The organism is Ruminococcus sp. CAG:330 (assembly GCF_000437175.1).
Taxonomy (GTDB): Bacteria; Bacillota; Clostridia; order Oscillospirales; family Ruminococcaceae; genus Ruminococcus_C.
Genome location: NZ_FR898023.1, coordinates 14,991 through 34,082, shown reverse-complemented (window position 1 = coordinate 34,082; position 19,092 = coordinate 14,991). Strand labels below are relative to the sequence as shown.

The window sequence follows — 19,092 nt, the reverse complement described above, 5'->3', positions numbered from 1 at the left end:
TCTCCTTTTACTTCATCAATTTTTGAAGCGTTCGCACCAGCTCATCGATCACTTCGTCCTTTCCGGCACGGATATCATCTGCCACACAGGTGCGGATGTGGTTGGCGAGCAGCTCTTTATTGAAGGCGTTCAGCGCTGCATTGACAGCTGCGACCTGTACCAGAATATCCGGGCAGTATGCGCTGCGTTCCACCATGCCGCGAATGCCGCGAATCTGCCCCTCGATGCGGTTGAGGCGGTGAATCAGCTTGGTGTATTCCTCTTCGGTGCGTTCCTTTGTCTTATGACAGCAGGGACATCCCTCTTCGTGTTCCATGTTGCGTTCCTCCTTTTTTCGGAATATTCGGCAGACGAAATCACCGCTGCCTCTTCGTCTATTATATACCCCTATAGGGTATTTGTCAAGTGCTTTTACACAGGGTGCTTTTGAATATAGTATGTGTATTTGGTGTATATTTCATGCAGACGGCGCAAAAATCTGTTTAGTTCAAAAAAATAGGAAGAAAAGCGAATAAAAACCAGATTTCGCACTTGACTATTTTTGGCGAATATGGTATAATTCCAACAGATGGAACACAGAGATGTGGTTTCGTCACAAACGCAAAAAAATACGATCACTACAAGGAGGATGGGCAGATATGTCTTATTCAACAGAAATTGCTTCGCAGATGGTACAGTACTTCGAGGATGACAACGCACACTATGAGTTTGACGAGGAGCGTGGCACGCTGTCGGCAAACTATAGCATGGGCGACGATTGCGCAATCTCCAGCGCAAGACTGTTTGCACTGGTGCACGACAACGGTTTCACGATCTATACGAAGGTGAGAGGAATCAATGCCAAGAAGAAGAATTTTGGAAATCTGGCTCTGTTCCTCGCCTACGTAAACGATGGCATGCGCTACGGCAACTTCGAGTTCGATCTGGATGACGGTGAGGTAGTATTCAAGTACAGCTCCATCGTGCCGGAGGGTGCCGATCTGGATTACGACTACTTCGACCACATTGTACTGCTCTCGCTGGCAATGCTGGACAAGTATGCAGACGGACTGATCGCCATGATGCTGGGCTACTCGGACGATCCGGAGGGCGCATACAAGAAGTGCATGGAGAATGATGACTAAGAGCCTGTTCGGTATCTTTTTCACACGTCTTTTCGGCAGATTTTGCCGTTGACTGCGTCAAAAGTCCTTGCCATACGACAGTATGCCTGCGGATTTTTTCCTTGCCACCGACAAAATCACGCTCGAAAATCCGCACGAAAAAATACTGAACAGACTCTAAAGCGCAATACATCTGACGGAATTGTGAATGACAGAAAAAAGACCGTTCCCTGTTGACAAGCAGGGGACGGTCTTTGTTCGTTATCTGTGTGTAATGGCTCAGCGGAACCAGCCACGTTTTTTCTTTTTCGGCTTCGGCTCGGAAGCACGAGCAGTCACAATGTCTGCCATCTCGCCCACATTTTTCATGCCGGATACCTCACGCATCTGGAACTGCATGTTGAATTCCGATTCCACTGCCTCAATGAGGTTGATGTGTTCCAGACTGTCCCACGCCTTGATGTCGTTGGCGGTGGTAGTTTCGGTGACGGTGATGCTGTCGTCATCAAACACGTCCCGAAAGATCTCGTTGAGTTTTGCCATAACTTCTTCGTGTGTCATTTTTCCGTGGTTTCCTTTCTCTTTTCGATTTGAATGACGTGGTTGCGTTTTTCATAGGAGGCAACCGGCAGCATCCATGTGCTGTCGCCGTTTTCGAATTGTTCGGTTTTGGTGAAACCAAAGGTGCCGAATAGCTCCCGCACCATGGCGTTTTTTTCCGTCTGGTAGTAGTAGCCATAGATGGTGCGAATCCCACGTGTCCGGCACTGTTCCACCAGTTCGTCCAGCATGGCAAGCTCCATGTCCCGCTTCAGAACACGGCAGCTCATGAGCCACAGGTCGATGTGCAGGGCATCGCCGGAGATCTCGCCGATGACGACGGACACAATGCCATTGTCGCCGAACTTGTCCCGCAGTCTGCCGTAGAGCCGGATGTAATTAGGACTTTCCGCCACCTGTTCCATTTCGCTCTGGGTGTAACGGCGTGTGGTCAGGTTGAACTGGTTGCTCTTGTTGGTGAGCTGGACGATGCGGGGGAGTGCCACCGGCGTAAAGTCCTGAATCTCTGCGATCATCTCCAGCCCCAGCAGGTATTCGGTGTAGTTGGCATAGGATTGCTGGAGCTGTGCCCGCTTGGCGTTTGCCTGATACATCTCGCTGCGCTTGGCGTCGGCAGCGGAGAATGTTGTAGTTTCAAAATAACCGGCACGGTCCAGGATGCGGATGCACTCGGCGGGGGAGTCGAATTCCGGCACGGCAATGCCGGGAATCTGTGCGGAAACGATCTCCCGTTCTGCCGGGTTGTCGTCCACAAAGACGAAGCTCTCCGGAAGCAGTGAGAGATCCTGTGCAGTTTTGCAGAGGTTCAAATCCTTCGGCTCCCAGTTTGCCTGAATGGAAACGAAGTCATCGGCGTGCAGCACAGAGTCCGGGTGCGCCAGTCCCAGCAGGGCATTTTCCGGTTCATTTTTGGAGCAGATGGTGAGAAGCACGCCCAGCTGCTTGTGCGCCTTGCAGTACTCCTGCACCTCGGTGTACGCCTCTGCTGTAGCAGTTTCCTGTCCAATCTCAATGCCCTCCTGTCCGTCGTCACCGATGACACCGCCCCACAGGGTGTTGTCCAGATCCAGCGCCAGCACCTTTTTGTTTTTGCCATAGATGGAGCGGATGATGCGGGTCAGGCTGTAGGCGAACTCCGGAATTGCCGGAAGCGCCAGAGCATACTTATACAGATACCAGTACGTGGAATCCTGCCATGCGTCCAGTCCGTAGCAGGCGGAGAGATACTGAATATCATGGAGATAGAAGTCCGTGTGCGAGGCGGCATACTGGGCAAACCGGTGGTTCAGCTCGTTGACGAACCAGACCATGCCATGGCAGTCCCAGGCCTCCCGGTTTCCCATCAGCCGGTAGGCGGGAAATTCGAAGTTGTTTTGCAGAATGGGACAATGATAGGTCTGCTCCAGATGTTCCCACATCTGGGTGAAGTGCGCCATCTGCCGTTCCAGCGCAGCCTCCGCCTCTTCCGGCGCTGCGGAGAGCGGCAGGGGCGCTTCGGTGATGTTGCGTACGGTGGTGTGAATGAAAATCAAGTCGGGGTGAAATTCCAGCAGTTCCGGATTGTCGAACATGGCGTCCTGCCAGTACTGGGCGTACTCCGACTGGTAAAAGACGGGGGCAATGCCCTCCTGAAGCAGGAACAGTTCCAGCATGGAGGCAATGTCATTGGTGGTAGAACCGCCCAGAATGGCAATGCGCTTTTCCATGCGCGGCGTGCCGTCGGCCAGAAGTGCCCTGCGGATCTTGCGGCGGTTTTTCAGCAGAAAGCTGCTGTCAAAGGGATATTCTAGTTCTTTCATGGAAATATGCTCCTCATTGTGTGCGAATGGTTTCCAGACACTCGCTGTTTGCACCGGTGGCGCTGAACGTATTCATGGCGAACAGCACATCGGTTGCGCCGACCTGTTTCATAAAGGAAACGGCATTGATGTCAAAATAGCGCATGTCGATGACGTAGATGTCCTCAAAAGACTGGGTGAGATAGGGAACAAGGGCGTTGCCGTAGCTGTCCTTGACGATGACCAGCGTGCGGGCATTGTTGCAGTCCGTCTTGACGTGGGTGATTTTCTCGTCGCCGCCCATAAACACCAGATACCAGCTGACCGGTTCCACATTGTCCAGCGAGATCATCAGGTCGCCGTCCGCCTCGTTGGTGAAGTCCGTGTCATAATATTGAGTTGTGAACTTATTCTTCGGCGTATAATAGGTGAAGTCCTCCGGATTGTCCCGCAGAACAGCGCTCTTGGTGAACGTGTACATGCTGCCAAGATAGCCGGAGAGGGTGGTTCTCTGATAAGCGGAGAGCGGCGGGAATGAGAGGTCTGCCGTGTCCGCAAACGCCTGTGCCGCATAGAATGCCCCTAGCGGCAGCCAGTGGTGATCGGTGCGAGCGTAGATGTTCTCGTCCGTGTGCTTTTCCAGAGCGCTGTAGGCATCGACAGGGATGACACCGTCCAGATTTTCGTTGATGTGCTGGATGTTGTCCCATTCGCTGGCGGTATAGGAGGCGTAGGACGACGGCAGATAGAACGAAACCGCCGTGGGTGCGACCAGCGAGTACACGTTGACAGCGCTTCCCAGTTCTTTGTGGTAGGCGTTCAGTGTGGCAGCATATGCTTCGCCACGAGTGAAGCTTCCGCCGTAGACACTGATGGCACGCTTGTCCACCAGCACAATGCCGTCACCGATCTCCACAGGGTCGGCCTCTGGCTCGGTGGTGACAGTGGTTGTGGTAGATTTCTCTGTAACAGAAGAGATCAGGGTTTCGCTGCTGACGAGTTCAGAATCTTCTGCGGGGGCTGTGGTCGTCTTGGCATTTTTCAGCTGGGTGATGTCGCCGTAGAACTTGACATCCTCCTCGCCCTGTAATCCGGCGTAGCTCTCCATGGTACTGATGAGCCGTTTGAACGTGCTTCTGCCGGGAACGGTGTCCTCGTAATAGTTCATAAGATCGGCGGTATAGGAGCCGTTCAGCAGCGTATCCTTGGAAAATGCGGGAAATTCCGCAAGCTTCCGGTTTTCCTCGGCGGATTCCGTGGGACGTGCACCGACCAGCAGGAAAATCGAACCGCCCAGGAGAATGGCGCTCAGCGTGAATGTGCGCAGGACTGCCCCAATGCGTGTGGTAATGAGCATCTGCCGGCGCTGCTTGTAGCGTGCCTTGCGCTCCCGTGCCGTTTCACGCTCCTGTTCCGGTGTTTTTTTCTGTGCCGGAACAGCAGGGGGTGCTTCTTCCGGCACCACCGCAGGTTCTTCCGCCGGAGCCTCTTCTGCGGGTTCTTTCGACGCAGCAGGCTTGGCATCCGCTATGGGCGTATCATTCAGGGTACGGAAGTGATCCAGATCCTCTTCCACCTGCTGAAATTTCTCCTCCAGTGCAGCGTCCAGATCCGCAGATTCTGCGGATTCTGAGGGCTTCTGCGGCTGTTGTGTTTTCTCCATTGCAGGCAACTCCTTTCCTTAAAATTTTGTGTACAAGAACGGCGTATTGGTAGAGTCCACCAGCAGAATGCTGCTGATGACCAGCAGTGCTGCTGCAAGCACTGTTCCGCAGACGGAGAGCACCAGATTGGCACCGGAGCTTTTCGCCATCCAGCGTTTCGGAAGCTCCAGCAGTGGGAAGCAGCAGAGGAGCGCTCCGATCAGCAGGAACAGATTGTTCTGCACTGAAGTGAGCAGCACAGCGTCAAACAGTCCCTTTCCGTTTTGTCCCGCCATAGCGAGGAACAGGCTGCCCAGACGGGAGATACTGCCGGTGCAGTAGAAGATGCCGAATCCGATGACAATAATTAGCTTGTTCAGCACATGGCGAATCACTGCTGGAATTTTCTTCATGCGTTTCTTGCCGATACAGGTTTCAATGAAAATGAAAACGCCGTAGTACAGTCCCCAGATGATGTAGTTCCAGCTGGCACCGTGCCAGAGTCCCGTGCAGAACCAAACCAGAAAGAGTCCGCCGAACTTGCGCCGTTTGCCGAAAATCGGCACATACAGCAGATAGTCACGGAAGAATGTTCCCAGAGAGATATGCCAGCGCTGCCAGAATTCTGTGATGTCCCTGCACAGGAACGGATGACGGAAGTTTTCCTCCAGATGGAAGCCGAAGATGCGGGAGATACCGATCGCCATGTCAGAATAGCCGGAGAAATCGAAATACATTTGCAGGGCATAGAGCACTACGCCGTACCATGTGCCGAGGGTAGTCTGAGAGGCGATGTTGTTTCCCAGGAACTGTTCCACGATCACGCCCAGGTTGTCGGCGAGAATGACCTTTTTACCAAGTCCCGCAGCAATGCGTCCCAGTCCGTCGCTGAGGTCGTTTGCAGTGACGGTTCTGCCGTGGAGTTCCTTTTGGATGGTTTCATAGCGCACGATCGGGCCGGAAACTGTGATAGGGAACAGGGACACATAGAGCAGGAACGAAAAGAAATTGCGCTCTGCACGCACCTTGCCCCAGGAGCAGTCGATGAGGTAGGATACGATTCGAAATGTATAAAAGCTGATGCCCAGCGGCAGCGGCAGATCCGGAATGGGAATGGAGAGGGAAAAGGCGGCGTTGATGTTTTCCAGCACAAATCCCGTGTACTTGAATCCGATGAGTACGCCAAGATTGAGAATCAGCGCCAGCGCCAGAAACAGCTTTCCGGCGACCTTGTCACGGAAGCGTTCCAGCAGCCTGCCGAAGAGGTAGTTGACCAGTGCGCTGAGTACCAGCAGCCACAGGAAAGACGGCTCGCCCCACGCATAAAACAGCAGGGAAAAGACGATCAGCACTGTGTTGCGGTAAGCGTTTTTCTTGGTGGCAAAATAGCATAAGAAACAAATGGGAAAGAAGAGATACAGAAAGAATAATCTGGAAAATATCAATCAATTCACGTCCTTTGGTAGAATAGTATCATTATACAACATCTTTCGGCAGGATTGCAAGCCGCAGTGGGGAAAGCCGCAAAGTTTTGAAAAAAATCGTTTTTTTTCACAAAAAAGGACGGCATTTCGCCGCCCTGTTTATCTACATTTTGTTTTGGCAGAAATCGGTCAGCGCCGGTCATTTTTTCGGTGCTGCTGCGGATTCCTTGGGTGCCGGAACCTCACGGAACGAATCGTCGCTGGAGATCACGGCTTCCTTGATGCCGGCTGCCAGACCGGCAAGCCCCTGGATTTCGCTGGGGATGATGATCTTGGTTGCCTTGCCGTCTGCTGCCTTTTCAAATGCTTCCAGTGCTTTCAGCTGCAATACCGATGCGCTGGGGTTTGCCTCGTTCAGCTTGACCAGACTGTCTGCCAGTGCTTTCTGCACCAGCTCGATTGCCTGTGCCTCACCGACAGCGATGCGCATCTTCTGCTCCTTGATTGCCTCGCCACGGAGGATCACGGCTTCCTTGTCAGCTTCAGCCTTGAGGATCGCAGTCTGCTTTTCTGCCTCGGCACGGAGGATCTTGGCGTCCTTTTCACCCTGTGCAACAGTGACCTGATACTCTCGCTCGCCCTGTGCACGGAGAATCTTCTCACGCTTTTCCCGCTCTGCCTTCATCTGCTTTTCCATGGCATCCCGAATCTCTGCCGGCGGAAGGATGTTCTTCAGTTCCACACGGATGACTTTAATGCCCCAGCGGTCGGTTGCCAGATCAAGGGTTTCGGTAATACGGGTGTTGATGAGGTCACGGGAGGTCAGGGTTGCGTCCAGCTCCAGCTCGCCGATGATGTTTCGCAGAGTGGTTGCCGTCAGGTTTTCGATGGCAGCGATAGGATGTTCTACGCCGTATGCAAACTGTACAGAATTGGTGATCTGGAAGAATACAACGGTGTCGATCTGCATGGTGACATTATCCTTGGTGATTACGGCCTGCGGTTTGAAGTCAACGACCTGTTCCTTGATGGAAACCCGTTTCGCCACACGGTCAATGAACGGCACCAGAAAATGGATGCCGGTACCCCATGCCTTGTAAAAAGCGCCGAGACGCTCAACGACGTAGACATTTGCCTGCGGTACGATGCGGATGCGGGTGACAAATATCAAAATGATGAAAATAATCACGAGCAGTAAAACAATCAGCATAAATGTGTCTCCTTCATTTGAGTTAGTGACTGCTGGGTGCAGCAGCAGGTTGGGAATCTTCCAGCGGGGCGACAATGAGTTTGCTTCCGTCCACGGCGATGACCCGAACGCTGGCATGGTTCGGAATCGGCGCACCAGTCTGTGAAATGGCGATCCAGTCTACACCGTCCAGACGAACCCGTCCCGTTCCCTGTACTGTATCGATGGGCTGAATGACCGCAGCAATTCGTCCGACCTCCTGCATGTTGGTGTTCTTCACACCGAACGAAAAGATCTTTTTCGCAATGGGGCGTGTGAGAATCAGAAGCACCACAGAGACCAGAAGGAACAGAACCGTTTGCAGAATCACAGAACCGCCAAAGCATGCGGCAAGGAATGCCGCCAGAGAGCCGGCAGCGAACCAGATGCTGATGAGCTGCTGGCTGGCGAATTCTGCAATGACAGTAATGACAAATAATCCGCCCCAAATCAAGAATGGCAGACAAGCTTCCATGACGGGAACTCCTTTCCGATGCTCCGGCAGTAGCCGGAATTTTGTGATTTGGCAACAATTTTATTATACCATAATCGCATATTTTTGTAAAGATGTTTTTTCTAGAAATTTGTGTTAATTTGTGTTATGCTTTAGGAAGTGCGCTGTAGTGCAGCCCCAGAAGACTGCATATCTGGCGCACCACGCCGTTGTCCTCGTTGGAGGGTGCCAGATAGCGTGCGCACTCCCGCACACGGGCGGGAGCATTCTGCATGGCGAAGCTGTAGTCCGCACATTGCAGCATGGAGATGTCGTTATCGTAGTCCCCGAACACCGCCGTTTCCGCTGCCGTGATGCCCAGCTGTTCCTGAAGCTGCCGGACGGCAGTGCCCTTGGTAATGCCCTTGCACATGACATCCATCCAGCAGTCGCCGGAGACCAGCAGTTCGTAGCGTTCTTGCAGAATCTGATGCAGGAGCGGATACGTATGTGTTTCCGGTCCGTTTTTGTCACAGACAGCCACCTTGAGAATGGGTTCCTCCACCTGAAACAGCGCATCATAGGGCAATTCCTGAATGTCCCAGTAATACCGCCGGATCTCCTGCATCAGGTCATCCTCCATGCCAGCCGGACAGTAGATGTGATGGAATCCGCAGAGTACCGGCATGACGTGGGGCAGATTGTGACATTGAGTCAGAATCTCCGCCAGAACAGCCTTGGGAAGACTATGCAGAACCGGCGCCTCGTGGGGCTGCATGACGCAGGCGCCATTGTCGCAGATGAAGATCATCTCCTCTGCCAATTCCCCGAACAGAGAAGTGAGCATCATGTGCGAGCGGCCGCTTGCCACGGCGAATGTGATATCTCTTCGGTACAGTTCTTCCAGAAGCGCAGGGAGCTGCGGCGGCAGCGCCTTCTCCGAATTTAAAAGCGTTCCGTCCATGTCCGTTGCGATTAGTTGAATCATGGTATCATCCTCCTAGGCAATAGTATAACACATCTTTTTCAAAAATCAAGCTTGCGGATGTAAAAAATGCGGAACTTTGTCAAATATCACAAATTGTTGCGGGATTTCGGAAGATAGCGCACAAAGCCGTTATGCAGTTCGGCTGCGGCGGAGCAGGAGCGCCAGCATGCCGGCAGTGAGCAGCTCGCACAGGGGGAAAGAGAGCCATACGCCGGTCATCTCTAGAAACTGCGGCAAAATCAGAACCAGCGGCACTAGCAGAATTGCGCCACGGAGCAGGGAAAGGAACATGCCCTGTTTCGGCAGCTCTACGGCGCTGAGGTAGGCGGTCATAACAATGTTGATACCAGCAAAGAAAAAGCCGACGAAGTACAGGCGCAGTCCCTCCCGTGCCAGAGGAATCAGCGCTGTGTTGTGCTCACTATTGAACACGGCGATTACCTGGTCAGAGAAGAGAAAGATCACTGCATAGAATGCCGCTGCCAGAAACAGCGCCAGAAGATTGGCGGCATTGCGCACTTTTTTCAGCGAATCTGCTTCTCCCGTGCTGTAGAACCGGCTGACCAGCGGCTGGATGCCCTGTGCGATTCCAGTGAAAATGGCGACGGCGACCAGCGCAATATTGGCGATAATGCCGTAGGCTGCCACGCCAAGGTTTCCGGTGATGCGCAGAATGATGAGATTGAACACCAGCAGTACTGCGCCGGAGGCAACCTCTGTAATCCAGGAGGAGAGCCCCAGCGTCATGGAACGGCCGATCTGCCGGAACAGAATTCGGCAGCGCATCAGCTTCAGGGTGTGCTGTTTCCGGAAAAAATGGATGGAGAGGACAAACAGGCTAAAAATGGGGGAGAAGCCTGTGGCAATGGCTGCGCCGGATATGCCCATCTTCATGGGAAACATGAAAACATAGTCGAGGATGACATTGGCGAAGCTTCCGGTGAGCATGGCAGCCATGGCGATGTGCGGACTGCCGTCGTTGCGGACAAATGCCAGTGTGGTTTGGTTCAGCAGAAACGCTGGCGCAAATCGCATGAGAATGCGCAGATAGGAGGTTGTCATAGAAAGAGCATTGCCGTTTGCACCGAGCCATGTCGCCAGAGTCGGTGCAGCAAACAGTCCCAGTAAGAAAATGAGCAGTCCGATGGAGAGCGCTGTCAGAACAAGATTGGTAAAGATGGCGTTGGCGTGCCGGATGCCCTCCTTGGAGCGCACCAGTGTGTACTGCGTTGCCCCGCCTACGCCCAGCATCAGACCGGTGGCATTGATGAGGGAGTAGAGCGGAATGGCAAAGTTCAGGGCAGCAAGCCCCAGGCTTCCCATTGCCTTGGAGACAAAGAATGTGTCTGCTAAAATATAGCAGGAGAGTCCGATCATGCCCAGAACGTTGCAGGAAACGTACTGGGCGAACTGGCGGGATACCGCAGAATGTTTCATAAATCCTCCCTGGTCCATAAAAAATGCCCGAATGCATCTCTACTAAGACCTAACGAGATACATTCGGGCACCTTTCCCGCTACCCGGTGGCAGCGGCGGCACAAACTTAATTTTCTTTAGCTTAACATAGTTGAACCGAATTGTCAATGGACAAGAAACAGTTTTTATTTTAAGAGCCTGTTTCATCCAATGGTATCATCCAGCACTTCCAGCTTTACCACATGGCAGAGCTGTGCCGGATTGGATTCCAGTACCTCGCCGGTGTAAGTGACAGCGATGGTGTTGCCCTGCTGGAGTGCGGACGCAGCGACAGCAGTACTTCGCCATGTGATGGAGGTATCGTGGGACACTGTGAAAAAGAATGCGCCACGGCCGTTGATGTCGTTGACCGGCAGCCCCTCCACGGTGATGGTATCGCCGCTGATCTGGGTGATCTCCCCGTAGATGGTGGTGCAGTCCTGCACATCTATGATCTGCTGCTGTTGTTTCAACGTCTGCGCCTTTCCCAGAAAGAAACCGCCTGTGCCGCCTCCCGCCAGCAAGAGCAGCGCTGCGGCAAGCAGCAGGCGCTTCTGTTTTCCCTCCGCTGTCATTGTGCGTGCTCCCGCATCAGTGTGATCTCTGCGGCATATCCCTCGTCCTCGTTGGGCGTTTCCAGAATAAAGGGGAGGTTTTTCAGTGCCGGATGGTTGACCACCCGAATCAGCGCCTCCAATCCGATGCAGCCCTGTCCCAGCTTCTGGTGCCGGTCTTTGTGGGCACCGCAGGGGTTCATGCTGTCATTGAGGTGAACCGCACGCAGGCGGTTCAGACCGATGACCTGGTCAAACTGTGTCAGAATGCCGTCCAGATCGGAAACGATGTCATATCCGGCATCCCAGATGTGGCAGGTGTCCAGACAAACGCCCATTTTTTCGGACAGGGTAACACGATCCAGAATCTCCCGCAGTTCCTCAAACGAGCGTCCGATCTCGCTGCCCTTGCCCGCCATTGTCTCCAGCAGAACAGTGGTGTGCTGCTCCGGCGTGAGCGTCTGGTTCAGTGCATCGGCGATCTGCACAATACCGGCTTCCACGCCCTGTCCAGTGTGGCTGCCAGGGTGGAAGTTGTAGTACTGGTTGGGGGTGTACTCCATGCGCTTCATGTCGTCCTGCAGCATGCCAAGCCCGAATTTCCGGATGTCCGGTTTGGCGGAGCAGAGATTCATGGTGTAGGGGGCGTGTGCCACCAGATGATCGATGTCGTGTTCTCTGGCGTAGGCGAGGAATGCCTGAATATCCGCCTCATCAATGGGCTTGGCAGTACCGCCTCTGGGGTTTCGGGTGAAAAATGCAAATGTGGTTGCCCCAAGCTTTACGGCGTGCTTGCCCATGGCGAGGTATCCCTTGGAGGAGGGAAGATGATTTCCAATTCGCAGCATTGCGGGTACTCCTTTCATTGTGGCAGCGTGGTCTCTGCCTCTGTGGTTTCCGGCGGAAGATCCTCCGGTTCCTGCGTGTTGTCCAGATCTGCCATAATGCGCTTCAGCACCTTGGCAGCGATGTCGTAGTTTTCCTGCATCTCTTCCTTGCTGTCGTAGGTCTTGACCGGTTTGCGCAGCCCGATGGACAGGTCACGATCCACGTTGCCGGGGTAGCCGATCTTTGTGGCAAAATCTGTGTGGCGCAGGTAATAGCCGTTGCCACGGATGTTCTTGTGGCCGGGGAAAGCGGTTTCCAGATCTTCCAGTGTTTCATCAGCGTAGATGTACCGGTTCGCCTTGGCATCCGTGATGACCATGACGCTGTCCGCCATCATCATCTGGGTGGAGAGCTTGGTGGCATCGCCGGTGTAGTAGTCGTTTTCGCCGATGTTGTCGGTGACGGGGATGGAGTAGATGTCCACCTGAATCTTGCCGTCGCCGTTCTCATCGTCGGTGAACTGTTCCAGATATGCCTCCAGCGCTGTGGTATCGCTCTGCAGCTCTGCATCGTCTGTCAGAAGCATGACGATCAGGTCCGGCTTTACCTTGGAGAAATAATCTACGATCAGAAAGGTGAAAATCGCCACCAGTGCGGTGGTGATTCCCAGCCACCATTTGTTGTGGTAGAAGAAGTTGCCGACTTTTTTCCAGAAAGGAAGCTTTGGCTTCTCCTCCTTTTCCTCGTGGATGGTGTCGCTTTCGGTGATGACGCCCTGCTTGAGACGGATCAGCTCAATGCGTTCCTGCTGAATCTTCTTGGCGTATTCCTCTTTTTCCCTGCGCTCCCGTTCCGCACGGATGGCACGAATGCGTGCCTCCTCCTCAGCCTCCCGCTGCGCCTCTTTTTCGTCTATCTCCCGAATCGTCTCCAGAATCGACTTGCCCTTTTTCTTTTTGGTGTCGTCTGTGTCGTCTGTGGAGGAGATGTGTTTTTCTTCTTCCTGCATAGCATGACCTCTGTTTCAAAAAAGGGGAATCGTGCGGACGCAACATTCCCGTCCATACCGATTCCCCCTTGTTGTTTTGTGTGGTGATGAAACTTTATGCTTCGGTTTCTTCTTCCGCAGCGTCTTCTTCTTCCTGTCCCAGCTTCGGCAGCGGCCGCATGGTGGGGAACAGCAGGACATCACGGATGGACGGACTGTCGGTCAGGAGCATAACCAGTCTGTCCAGACCCAGTCCCAGACCGCCTGTGGGCGGCATGCCGTATTCCAGTGCTGTCACGAAATCCTCGTCCACTTCGCCAGTCGTATCGCCCAGCGCACGGCGAGCCTCCACCTGCTTGACAAAACGCTCCTTCTGATCTACCGGATCGTTCAGCTCAGAGAATGCGTTGCCCATTTCACGGGCATAGATGAAGTACTCGAAGCGCTCGGTGAACGCCGGATTTTCCGGCTTGCGCTTTGCCAGCGGAGAATTCTCGACCGGATAGTCGTAGATGATGGTCGGCTGAATCAGCTGCTCTTCGACGAATGCATCAAAGAATGCGATCAGAACGTGACCCTTGGTTGCGTTTTCGCCCTCTTCGACTTCCACGCCCTTTTCCTTGGCGCAGGCTCTTGCGTCAGCATCCGTTGCCCAGTCGTTGTAATCCACGCCGGCATACTTCTTGACAGCCTCCGCCATGGTCAGACGCTCCCACGGTTCGCCCAGACGGATGTCTGTGCCCTGATAGGAGATGATGTCCTTGCCGCAGATCTTCTTTGCCAGCGTGCGGTACATATCCTCGATCAGATCCATCATGCCGTGATAATCGGTGTATGCCTGATACATTTCAATAGAGGTGAACTCCGGATTGTGAGAGGGATCCATGCCCTCGTTCCGGAAGATGCGTCCCACTTCGTAAACACGGTCGAAGCCGCCGACGATGAGCTTCTTCAGATTCAGTTCGGTTTCGATGCGCAGGAACATGTCCATGTCCAGCGTGTTGTGATGGGTCACAAACGGCTTTGCCGCAGCGGCAATTTGCAGCGGCAGCAGAACTGGTGTTTCCACTTCCAGATAGCCGATGCCGTCCAGATAAGCACGGATTTCCCGCAGGATCTGGCTTCTGGTGACAAATGTCTGCTTGACATTCGGGTTTACGATCAAGTCCAGATACCGCTGACGGTAACGGGTGTCCTGATCCTTCAGACCGTGCCACTTCTCCGGCAGGGGAAGGAGGGACTTGGAGAGCATGGTGATCTCTGTGGCGTGGATGGAAATCTCGCCCTTGCGGGTACGGAATACGAAGCCCTTGACACCGACAATATCGCCGATATCCCACTTCTTAAATTCCTTGAATTCCTCCTTGCCGATGTCGTTCATGCGGACATAGACCTGAATGCGGTCGGTGTCGTCCCGTACATCGATGAAGTTGGCACGTCCCATGTCACGCCAGCTCATGATACGGCCGGCAATAGAGACGGGCTGTCCCTTCAGCGTGTCCAGCTTTGCCTGAAGCGCTTCTTCGTCGTCACCGGCCTCTGCCTTGAACTTCGCTTCGGTTGCCTCATATTCGGTTTTGATGGCAGCAGCCTTTGCGGTCACATCATACTTGGTAATGGCGAACGGGTCGTTGCCCTCTGCCTGTCTCTGCCGCAGCTTTTCCAGACGGATCTGCCGCAGGGTATTGCTGTCCTGCTCCTGTTCCGGAACAGGCGGATTGGTTTGATTTGCCATTGGATACACTTCCTCTATTCTTACTTGCTGATTTCCAGAATCTCAAACTGCAGTTCGCCGACCGGTGCTTCGATCATGAAGCTGTCGCCGACCTTTTTCTTCATTGCGCCGGCACCGATGGGGGATTCATCCGAGATCTTGTGCTCTGCAAAATTCGCCTCATTGCTGCTGACGATCTGGAGGGTTTCGATTTTGCCGTTGCTGTAATTCTTGAGCTTGATGATAGAGCCGAGTCCGACTTCGTCTACAGAGATGGCATCATCATCGACGATTTCAGAATTGTTCAGGGTTGCCTGAATTTCTGCGATCTGGGCTTCCATGATCGCCTGTTCGTTTTTGGCTTCATCGTATTCCGCATTCTCGGAGAGGTCGCCCTGAGAACGGGCTTCCTTCAGCTTCTGTGCCATTTCCGGACGGCGGACGGTGATCAGTTCTTCTAATTCCTTTCGCAGTTTTTCTGCACCGGATCTGGAAATTTGTTTTTTTGCCATGATAATCCATACTCCCTTGTTGTAAAGTTGCAGCATCTGCTGCACATGCGTTTGCGTCACATTACGCAGAACAGTCTTATTTATTATAGACGATTTTTCCCGCGTTGTCAACTGTGGATTTTTGAACGAACCATATTTTTGCATAAGCAATGCGCTGATTCAGTTCGTTGCCGTTGAATCAGCGCATGTGAAAATCATTGGAAATAGCTCATCAGGTTGCATTGGATCATGCCGTTATAGAGCTTTCGTTTCTTATTTGCCGGTTTGCCGAAGTGCAGCTCGAAGTCTGCATCCGGCGTAATGATGTAGCAGGGGTGAGCTTTGTCTGCCGGAAAGACATCCCCCATAATGCGGTAGATGGACTGTGCCTGCTGGATGTCCAGCATACGCTCGCCATAGGGCGGATTGCAGATGGTGATGGCACCCTCCGGCGGCTGGAACTCCGCCACATCCTGCTGTACCAGCCGGATGCGTGGCTTGACGCCGGCACGGCGGCAGTTCTCCTCGGTGAGGGCGATTGCCGCTTCGTCGATGTCCGAGCCGATGGCAGTGAATGTTGCATCCCGCTGGATGCGTGCCACAGCTTCGGAGCGTGCTTCTTTCCAGACGCTCTCCGGAATCTGCGCCCATTTTTCCGCTAAGAACCGGCGGTGCATGCCGGGGGCAATGCGCAGCGCCTTGAATGCCGCTTCGATCAGAATTGTACCGCTTCCGCAGAACGGGTCGCAGACGACGCTGTCAGAGTGCACCCGTGCCAGATCGACGATGCCGGCGGCGAGTGTCTCTTTGATAGGTGCAGCGTTGGCGTTTTTCCGGTATCCGCGCTTGTGCAGCCCGATGCCGGAGGTGTCCAGATAGATGGTGGCGATGTTTTTCCGGATGGTAAAGTGCAGGGGATGAATGGCGCCGGATTCCGTGAACCAGCTGGTATGGTAGACGGATTTCAGCCGTTCCACCGCTGCCTTTTTCAGGATGGACTGGCAGTCCGGCACGCTGTGCAGCTTGGAGTCCAGCGCATGTCCCTTGACCGGGAAGGTATCGTCCTTGCCGATCCACTGTTCCAGCGGAATGCTGCGCATGCCCTGAAACAGCTCCTCGAAGTTGTAGGCGGGAAACTGCCCCAGCTGAATGAGCACACGTTCTGCCACAGAGAGGGAGAGGTTTGCCTTGGCGATGGTGAGCGCATCGCCGCGAAACAGGACACGGCCGTCCTGCGCTGTGATGTCGGTTCCGCCGATTTTTGAGATTTCGAACCGCAGCGTGCGTTCCAGTCCGAAATGACAGGGACAGCAGAGAAGATAGAGTGGCTGCATAGAAAACACTTCCTTTGTTGAAAATTAACGCTTATCCTTGACTGTTGCCGTCAGCCGGTGCAGCTGTTGTGGCGGCGGGGGTCTGTCCGTTGGCAGCCTGTGTGGAGGTCTGCTGTGTGTTGCCGCTTGCCCCCGAGGCGGTTGTTGTAGTAGCAGGCTGCTGCTGGTAGCTCTTGGTACAGGTGTCGCAGACCGGCGCATTGGAGGACTTCCAGTAGCCGGTGCTGGTGGAAGTGCAGTTGGGACCGGCGATCTTGCCGGACTTATCGCACATGGGAGCTTCGACTACCTTGTCATTTTTGGGGTACTCAGCGCCAGTGTTCAGGCTGTTGGCGTATTCGCCAATGACATTCTGCCAGATTTGTGCGGATTTGATGTTGTGGTCTTGCAGCTCGGAACGCTCGGTGTAACCGATCCAGATACCGCTGACGAAATCTTCGGTGAGTCCCACAAAAGTCAGGTCGTTCCAGTCCTCAGTGGTACCGGTCTTGCCGGCAACGTGTTTGTTTTCCAGCTTTGCAGCGGTACCGGTACCGTTGTTGACGACGTTCTGGAGCAGCTTGTTCATGACATAGGAGGTTTCTGCACTGACTGCCGTCTGGGGATTGCCATCGTTTTCATAGACCAGTTCGCCGGCGCCCTTCATGACTTTGCTGACCAGATGCGCCTGATACTGCGTTCCGCCGTTGCCGTAGGGAATGTAGCCATTGACCAGATTTTCCAGTGTGACACCGTAGGTCAGCGCACCAACAGTCAGCGGGGAGTAATCCATATCAGTGTGGCCGTCGCCGGAATCCTCACAGAGATCCAGCCGGAGCTTGCTGGTGGCAAACTCAAATACTTTCTGGGGTGTCAGCGCCTGACACAGCTGCGCCGGAACGGTATTATAAGATTTTTCCAGAGCCTGATAGATTTTCAGATCCTTGTGGCTGATGCTCATGGCGGAGCTGTCCTCACTGTAGTTGGTTTGCCATGCTTCGCCGTTGACCTGAATCGGCTCGTCTTTGTAGATGGCACCCCAGTGAATCAGATCGCTTTCCAGCGCCAGACCGTAGGTGGTCAGCGGTTTGATGGTCGAACCGGGCTGACGGGGTTCCATGGTTGCGTAGTTCCAGCAGAGGGACTCGGTTTTCTCACCGATCGCACCCACAACGGCAAGAATATTGCCCTGATAGTCCATGGCGATAAACGAGGACTCCGGATATTCCACCTCTTCCGGCGAATAAACGCCGTCCCCGTCGTTGTCCTGCCACTTGGCGACACGGGAGCTCTCCACCAGATTGTTGATGTCGGCGTACCGCTGTTCCACGTATTCCTGCATGTCCAGATTGGCGGTGGTGTAGATCTGATAGCCGCCGTCATTGATGCGGGCGACTGCCTGCTCCTGTGTCAGGTTGAACTTGTCCTCCAGATAGGATGCCACTTCATAGATGGCAGCGTCCACAATCCAAGAGGTTGCGGTGGAGCTGTCGGCAATCTGCTGCTTGTCCGCATCGGGGTGGGCAGCCTTGTACTCGTCGGAATCTGTAAAGACCAGCTTTTCGTGCAGCGCTTTTTCGTATTCGTCATAGGTCAGTGCGCCGTTGTCGTACATCTGCCAGAGCACATATTGCTGCCGGCTGCGGTTCTTTTCCTTGCCGGTGTTGACCCACTCTCCGGTGGCATCGTCGGTGTAGCCGGCAAAGGGGTTGAGCGTCTCCGGACTCTTGGGGATGGCTGCCAGACACGCTGCCTCTGCCACGTCCAGCTCGCTGGCGCTCTTGCCGAAATATTTCTGGGCGGCGTGCTCAATGCCGTTGGAGCTTCCGCCGAATCCGATGTAGTTCAGATAGGTTTCCAGAATCTTGTCCTTGGAGTAGGCTCGCTCCAGCTCCATGGCACGGAAGATCTCACGAATCTTACGGGAGGGGGACTGCTCGCTGTCGCCGGTGATGTTTTTGATGAGCTGCTGGGTGATGGTCGAACCGCCCTGATTGGTGTCATAGATGTGAATGAACATGTTCACGAAAGCTGAGAGCGTCCGCTTATAGTCCACGCCGTCATGGGTGTAGAACCGCTCGTCCTCGGCGCAGACGAAAGCGTCCCGCACGTGCTGGGGAATGGTGGAGATGTCCACCGGAATACGCTGGGACTGGTTGCTGACCTCGTAGATAGGAACCCACTCGTCATTCTTGTCCTTGGCGTAGATATCCGTGTTGTAGGACAGCTCCATTTCTTCGATGGTGACGTTGGAAACATCATCCCGGAAATGCATGACATAGACCACCAGCGCCGTTGCCACGATGGTGCATGTGATGATGAGAATGAGGAAGAGGGAGATCAGCGTAGAGCCGAGAATGGACAGCGTCCGGCTGAGCGCCGGAAACCGTTTCGGTTTGGCAATGCCCTCGTCCAGTTCCGGTGTGTGGTAGGGATATTCCGGCGTTCCTGTGGGACCGTAGTACTGTCTTGCTGCACGGTTGGGTGCGCCGGATTTCGCCGAAGCGCCTTTTCCTCTTTTTTGCTGCTTTTTATCCATGGTATCCTTGTTCCTTCCGAAAAATCTATGGAGATCACTGCATAGCGGTGCA

At 53.9% G+C, this 19,092-nt stretch carries 17 protein-coding genes; 1 reads left to right on the top strand and 16 read right to left on the bottom strand.

Features of this window, described 5'->3' with window-relative positions; translation table 11 throughout:
• Positions 1–7: 7 nt before the first annotated feature.
• Positions 8–316: a metal-sensing transcriptional repressor gene (locus QZL66_RS03400; protein WP_022410353.1), complete on the bottom strand. Its 309-nt coding sequence runs from the start codon at positions 314–316 to the stop codon at positions 8–10.
• A gap of 322 nt (positions 317–638) precedes the next feature.
• Here QZL66_RS03400 and QZL66_RS03395 point away from each other — a divergent pair, with 322 nt between their 5' ends.
• Positions 639–1,124 carry a YbjN domain-containing protein gene (locus tag QZL66_RS03395; RefSeq protein ID WP_022410352.1) on the top strand — a complete coding sequence of 162 codons (486 nt, stop codon included), beginning with the start codon at positions 639–641 and terminating at the stop codon, positions 1,122–1,124.
• A gap of 258 nt (positions 1,125–1,382) precedes the next feature.
• On the opposite strand, the gene QZL66_RS03390 is transcribed toward QZL66_RS03395, so the two are convergent.
• The 15 genes from QZL66_RS03390 to QZL66_RS03320 form a co-directional block, all read right to left on the bottom strand.
• Positions 1,383–1,664, bottom strand: coding sequence for an acyl carrier protein (locus QZL66_RS03390; RefSeq protein WP_022410351.1), 282 nt, complete (start codon positions 1,662–1,664; stop codon positions 1,383–1,385).
• Complete coding sequence (locus QZL66_RS03385; protein ID WP_022410350.1) at positions 1,661–3,463, bottom strand: HAD-IIIC family phosphatase; 1,803 nt, start codon at positions 3,461–3,463, stop codon at positions 1,661–1,663. The genes QZL66_RS03390 and QZL66_RS03385 overlap by 4 nt, the downstream gene beginning before the upstream one ends.
• A 13-nt stretch (positions 3,464–3,476) precedes the next feature.
• Positions 3,477–5,105, bottom strand: coding sequence for a DHHW family protein (locus QZL66_RS03380; RefSeq protein ID WP_022410349.1), 1,629 nt, complete (start codon positions 5,103–5,105; stop codon positions 3,477–3,479).
• Positions 5,106–5,123: 18 nt separating this feature from the next.
• Entirely contained in the window at positions 5,124–6,530 is a 1,407-nt protein-coding gene (locus QZL66_RS03375; protein WP_022410348.1) for an MBOAT family O-acyltransferase, read from the bottom strand.
• Between the two features lie 178 nt (positions 6,531–6,708).
• Positions 6,709–7,719, bottom strand: a complete 1,011-nt coding sequence (locus QZL66_RS03370) for an SPFH domain-containing protein (protein WP_022410347.1) — start codon at positions 7,717–7,719, stop codon at positions 6,709–6,711.
• Between the two features lie 22 nt (positions 7,720–7,741).
• A complete protein-coding gene (locus tag QZL66_RS03365) occupies positions 7,742–8,212 on the bottom strand; it encodes an NfeD family protein (RefSeq protein WP_022410346.1) in 471 nt (156 codons plus the stop codon).
• A gap of 124 nt (positions 8,213–8,336) precedes the next feature.
• Positions 8,337–9,158 carry an HAD family hydrolase gene (locus QZL66_RS03360; protein ID WP_022410345.1) on the bottom strand — a complete coding sequence of 274 codons (822 nt, stop codon included), beginning with the start codon at positions 9,156–9,158 and terminating at the stop codon, positions 8,337–8,339.
• A gap of 129 nt (positions 9,159–9,287) precedes the next feature.
• Positions 9,288–10,595 carry an MATE family efflux transporter gene (locus QZL66_RS03355; protein ID WP_022410344.1) on the bottom strand — a complete coding sequence of 436 codons (1,308 nt, stop codon included), beginning with the start codon at positions 10,593–10,595 and terminating at the stop codon, positions 9,288–9,290.
• Positions 10,596–10,777: 182 nt separating this feature from the next.
• Positions 10,778–11,188: a hypothetical protein gene (locus tag QZL66_RS03350; RefSeq protein WP_022410343.1), complete on the bottom strand. Its 411-nt coding sequence runs from the start codon at positions 11,186–11,188 to the stop codon at positions 10,778–10,780.
• Positions 11,185–12,015 carry a deoxyribonuclease IV gene (locus QZL66_RS03345; protein WP_022410342.1) on the bottom strand — a complete coding sequence of 277 codons (831 nt, stop codon included), beginning with the start codon at positions 12,013–12,015 and terminating at the stop codon, positions 11,185–11,187. The genes QZL66_RS03350 and QZL66_RS03345 overlap by 4 nt, the downstream gene beginning before the upstream one ends.
• Before the next feature lie 14 nt (positions 12,016–12,029).
• Positions 12,030–13,004 (bottom strand): hypothetical protein, encoded by a 975-nt coding sequence (locus tag QZL66_RS03340; RefSeq protein ID WP_022410341.1) that lies wholly within the window; start codon positions 13,002–13,004, stop codon positions 12,030–12,032.
• 94 nt (positions 13,005–13,098) lie between these two features.
• A complete protein-coding gene (gene lysS, locus QZL66_RS03335) occupies positions 13,099–14,718 on the bottom strand; it encodes a lysine--tRNA ligase (RefSeq protein ID WP_022410340.1) in 1,620 nt (539 codons plus the stop codon).
• A gap of 20 nt (positions 14,719–14,738) precedes the next feature.
• Complete coding sequence (gene greA, locus QZL66_RS03330; protein ID WP_226943619.1) at positions 14,739–15,209, bottom strand: transcription elongation factor GreA; 471 nt, start codon at positions 15,207–15,209, stop codon at positions 14,739–14,741.
• A gap of 194 nt (positions 15,210–15,403) precedes the next feature.
• Complete coding sequence (locus QZL66_RS03325; protein WP_022410338.1) at positions 15,404–16,522, bottom strand: THUMP domain-containing class I SAM-dependent RNA methyltransferase; 1,119 nt, start codon at positions 16,520–16,522, stop codon at positions 15,404–15,406.
• Positions 16,523–16,553: 31 nt separating this feature from the next.
• Positions 16,554–19,040: a transglycosylase domain-containing protein gene (locus QZL66_RS03320; protein WP_022410337.1), complete on the bottom strand. Its 2,487-nt coding sequence runs from the start codon at positions 19,038–19,040 to the stop codon at positions 16,554–16,556.
• Positions 19,041–19,092 lie beyond the last annotated feature (52 nt).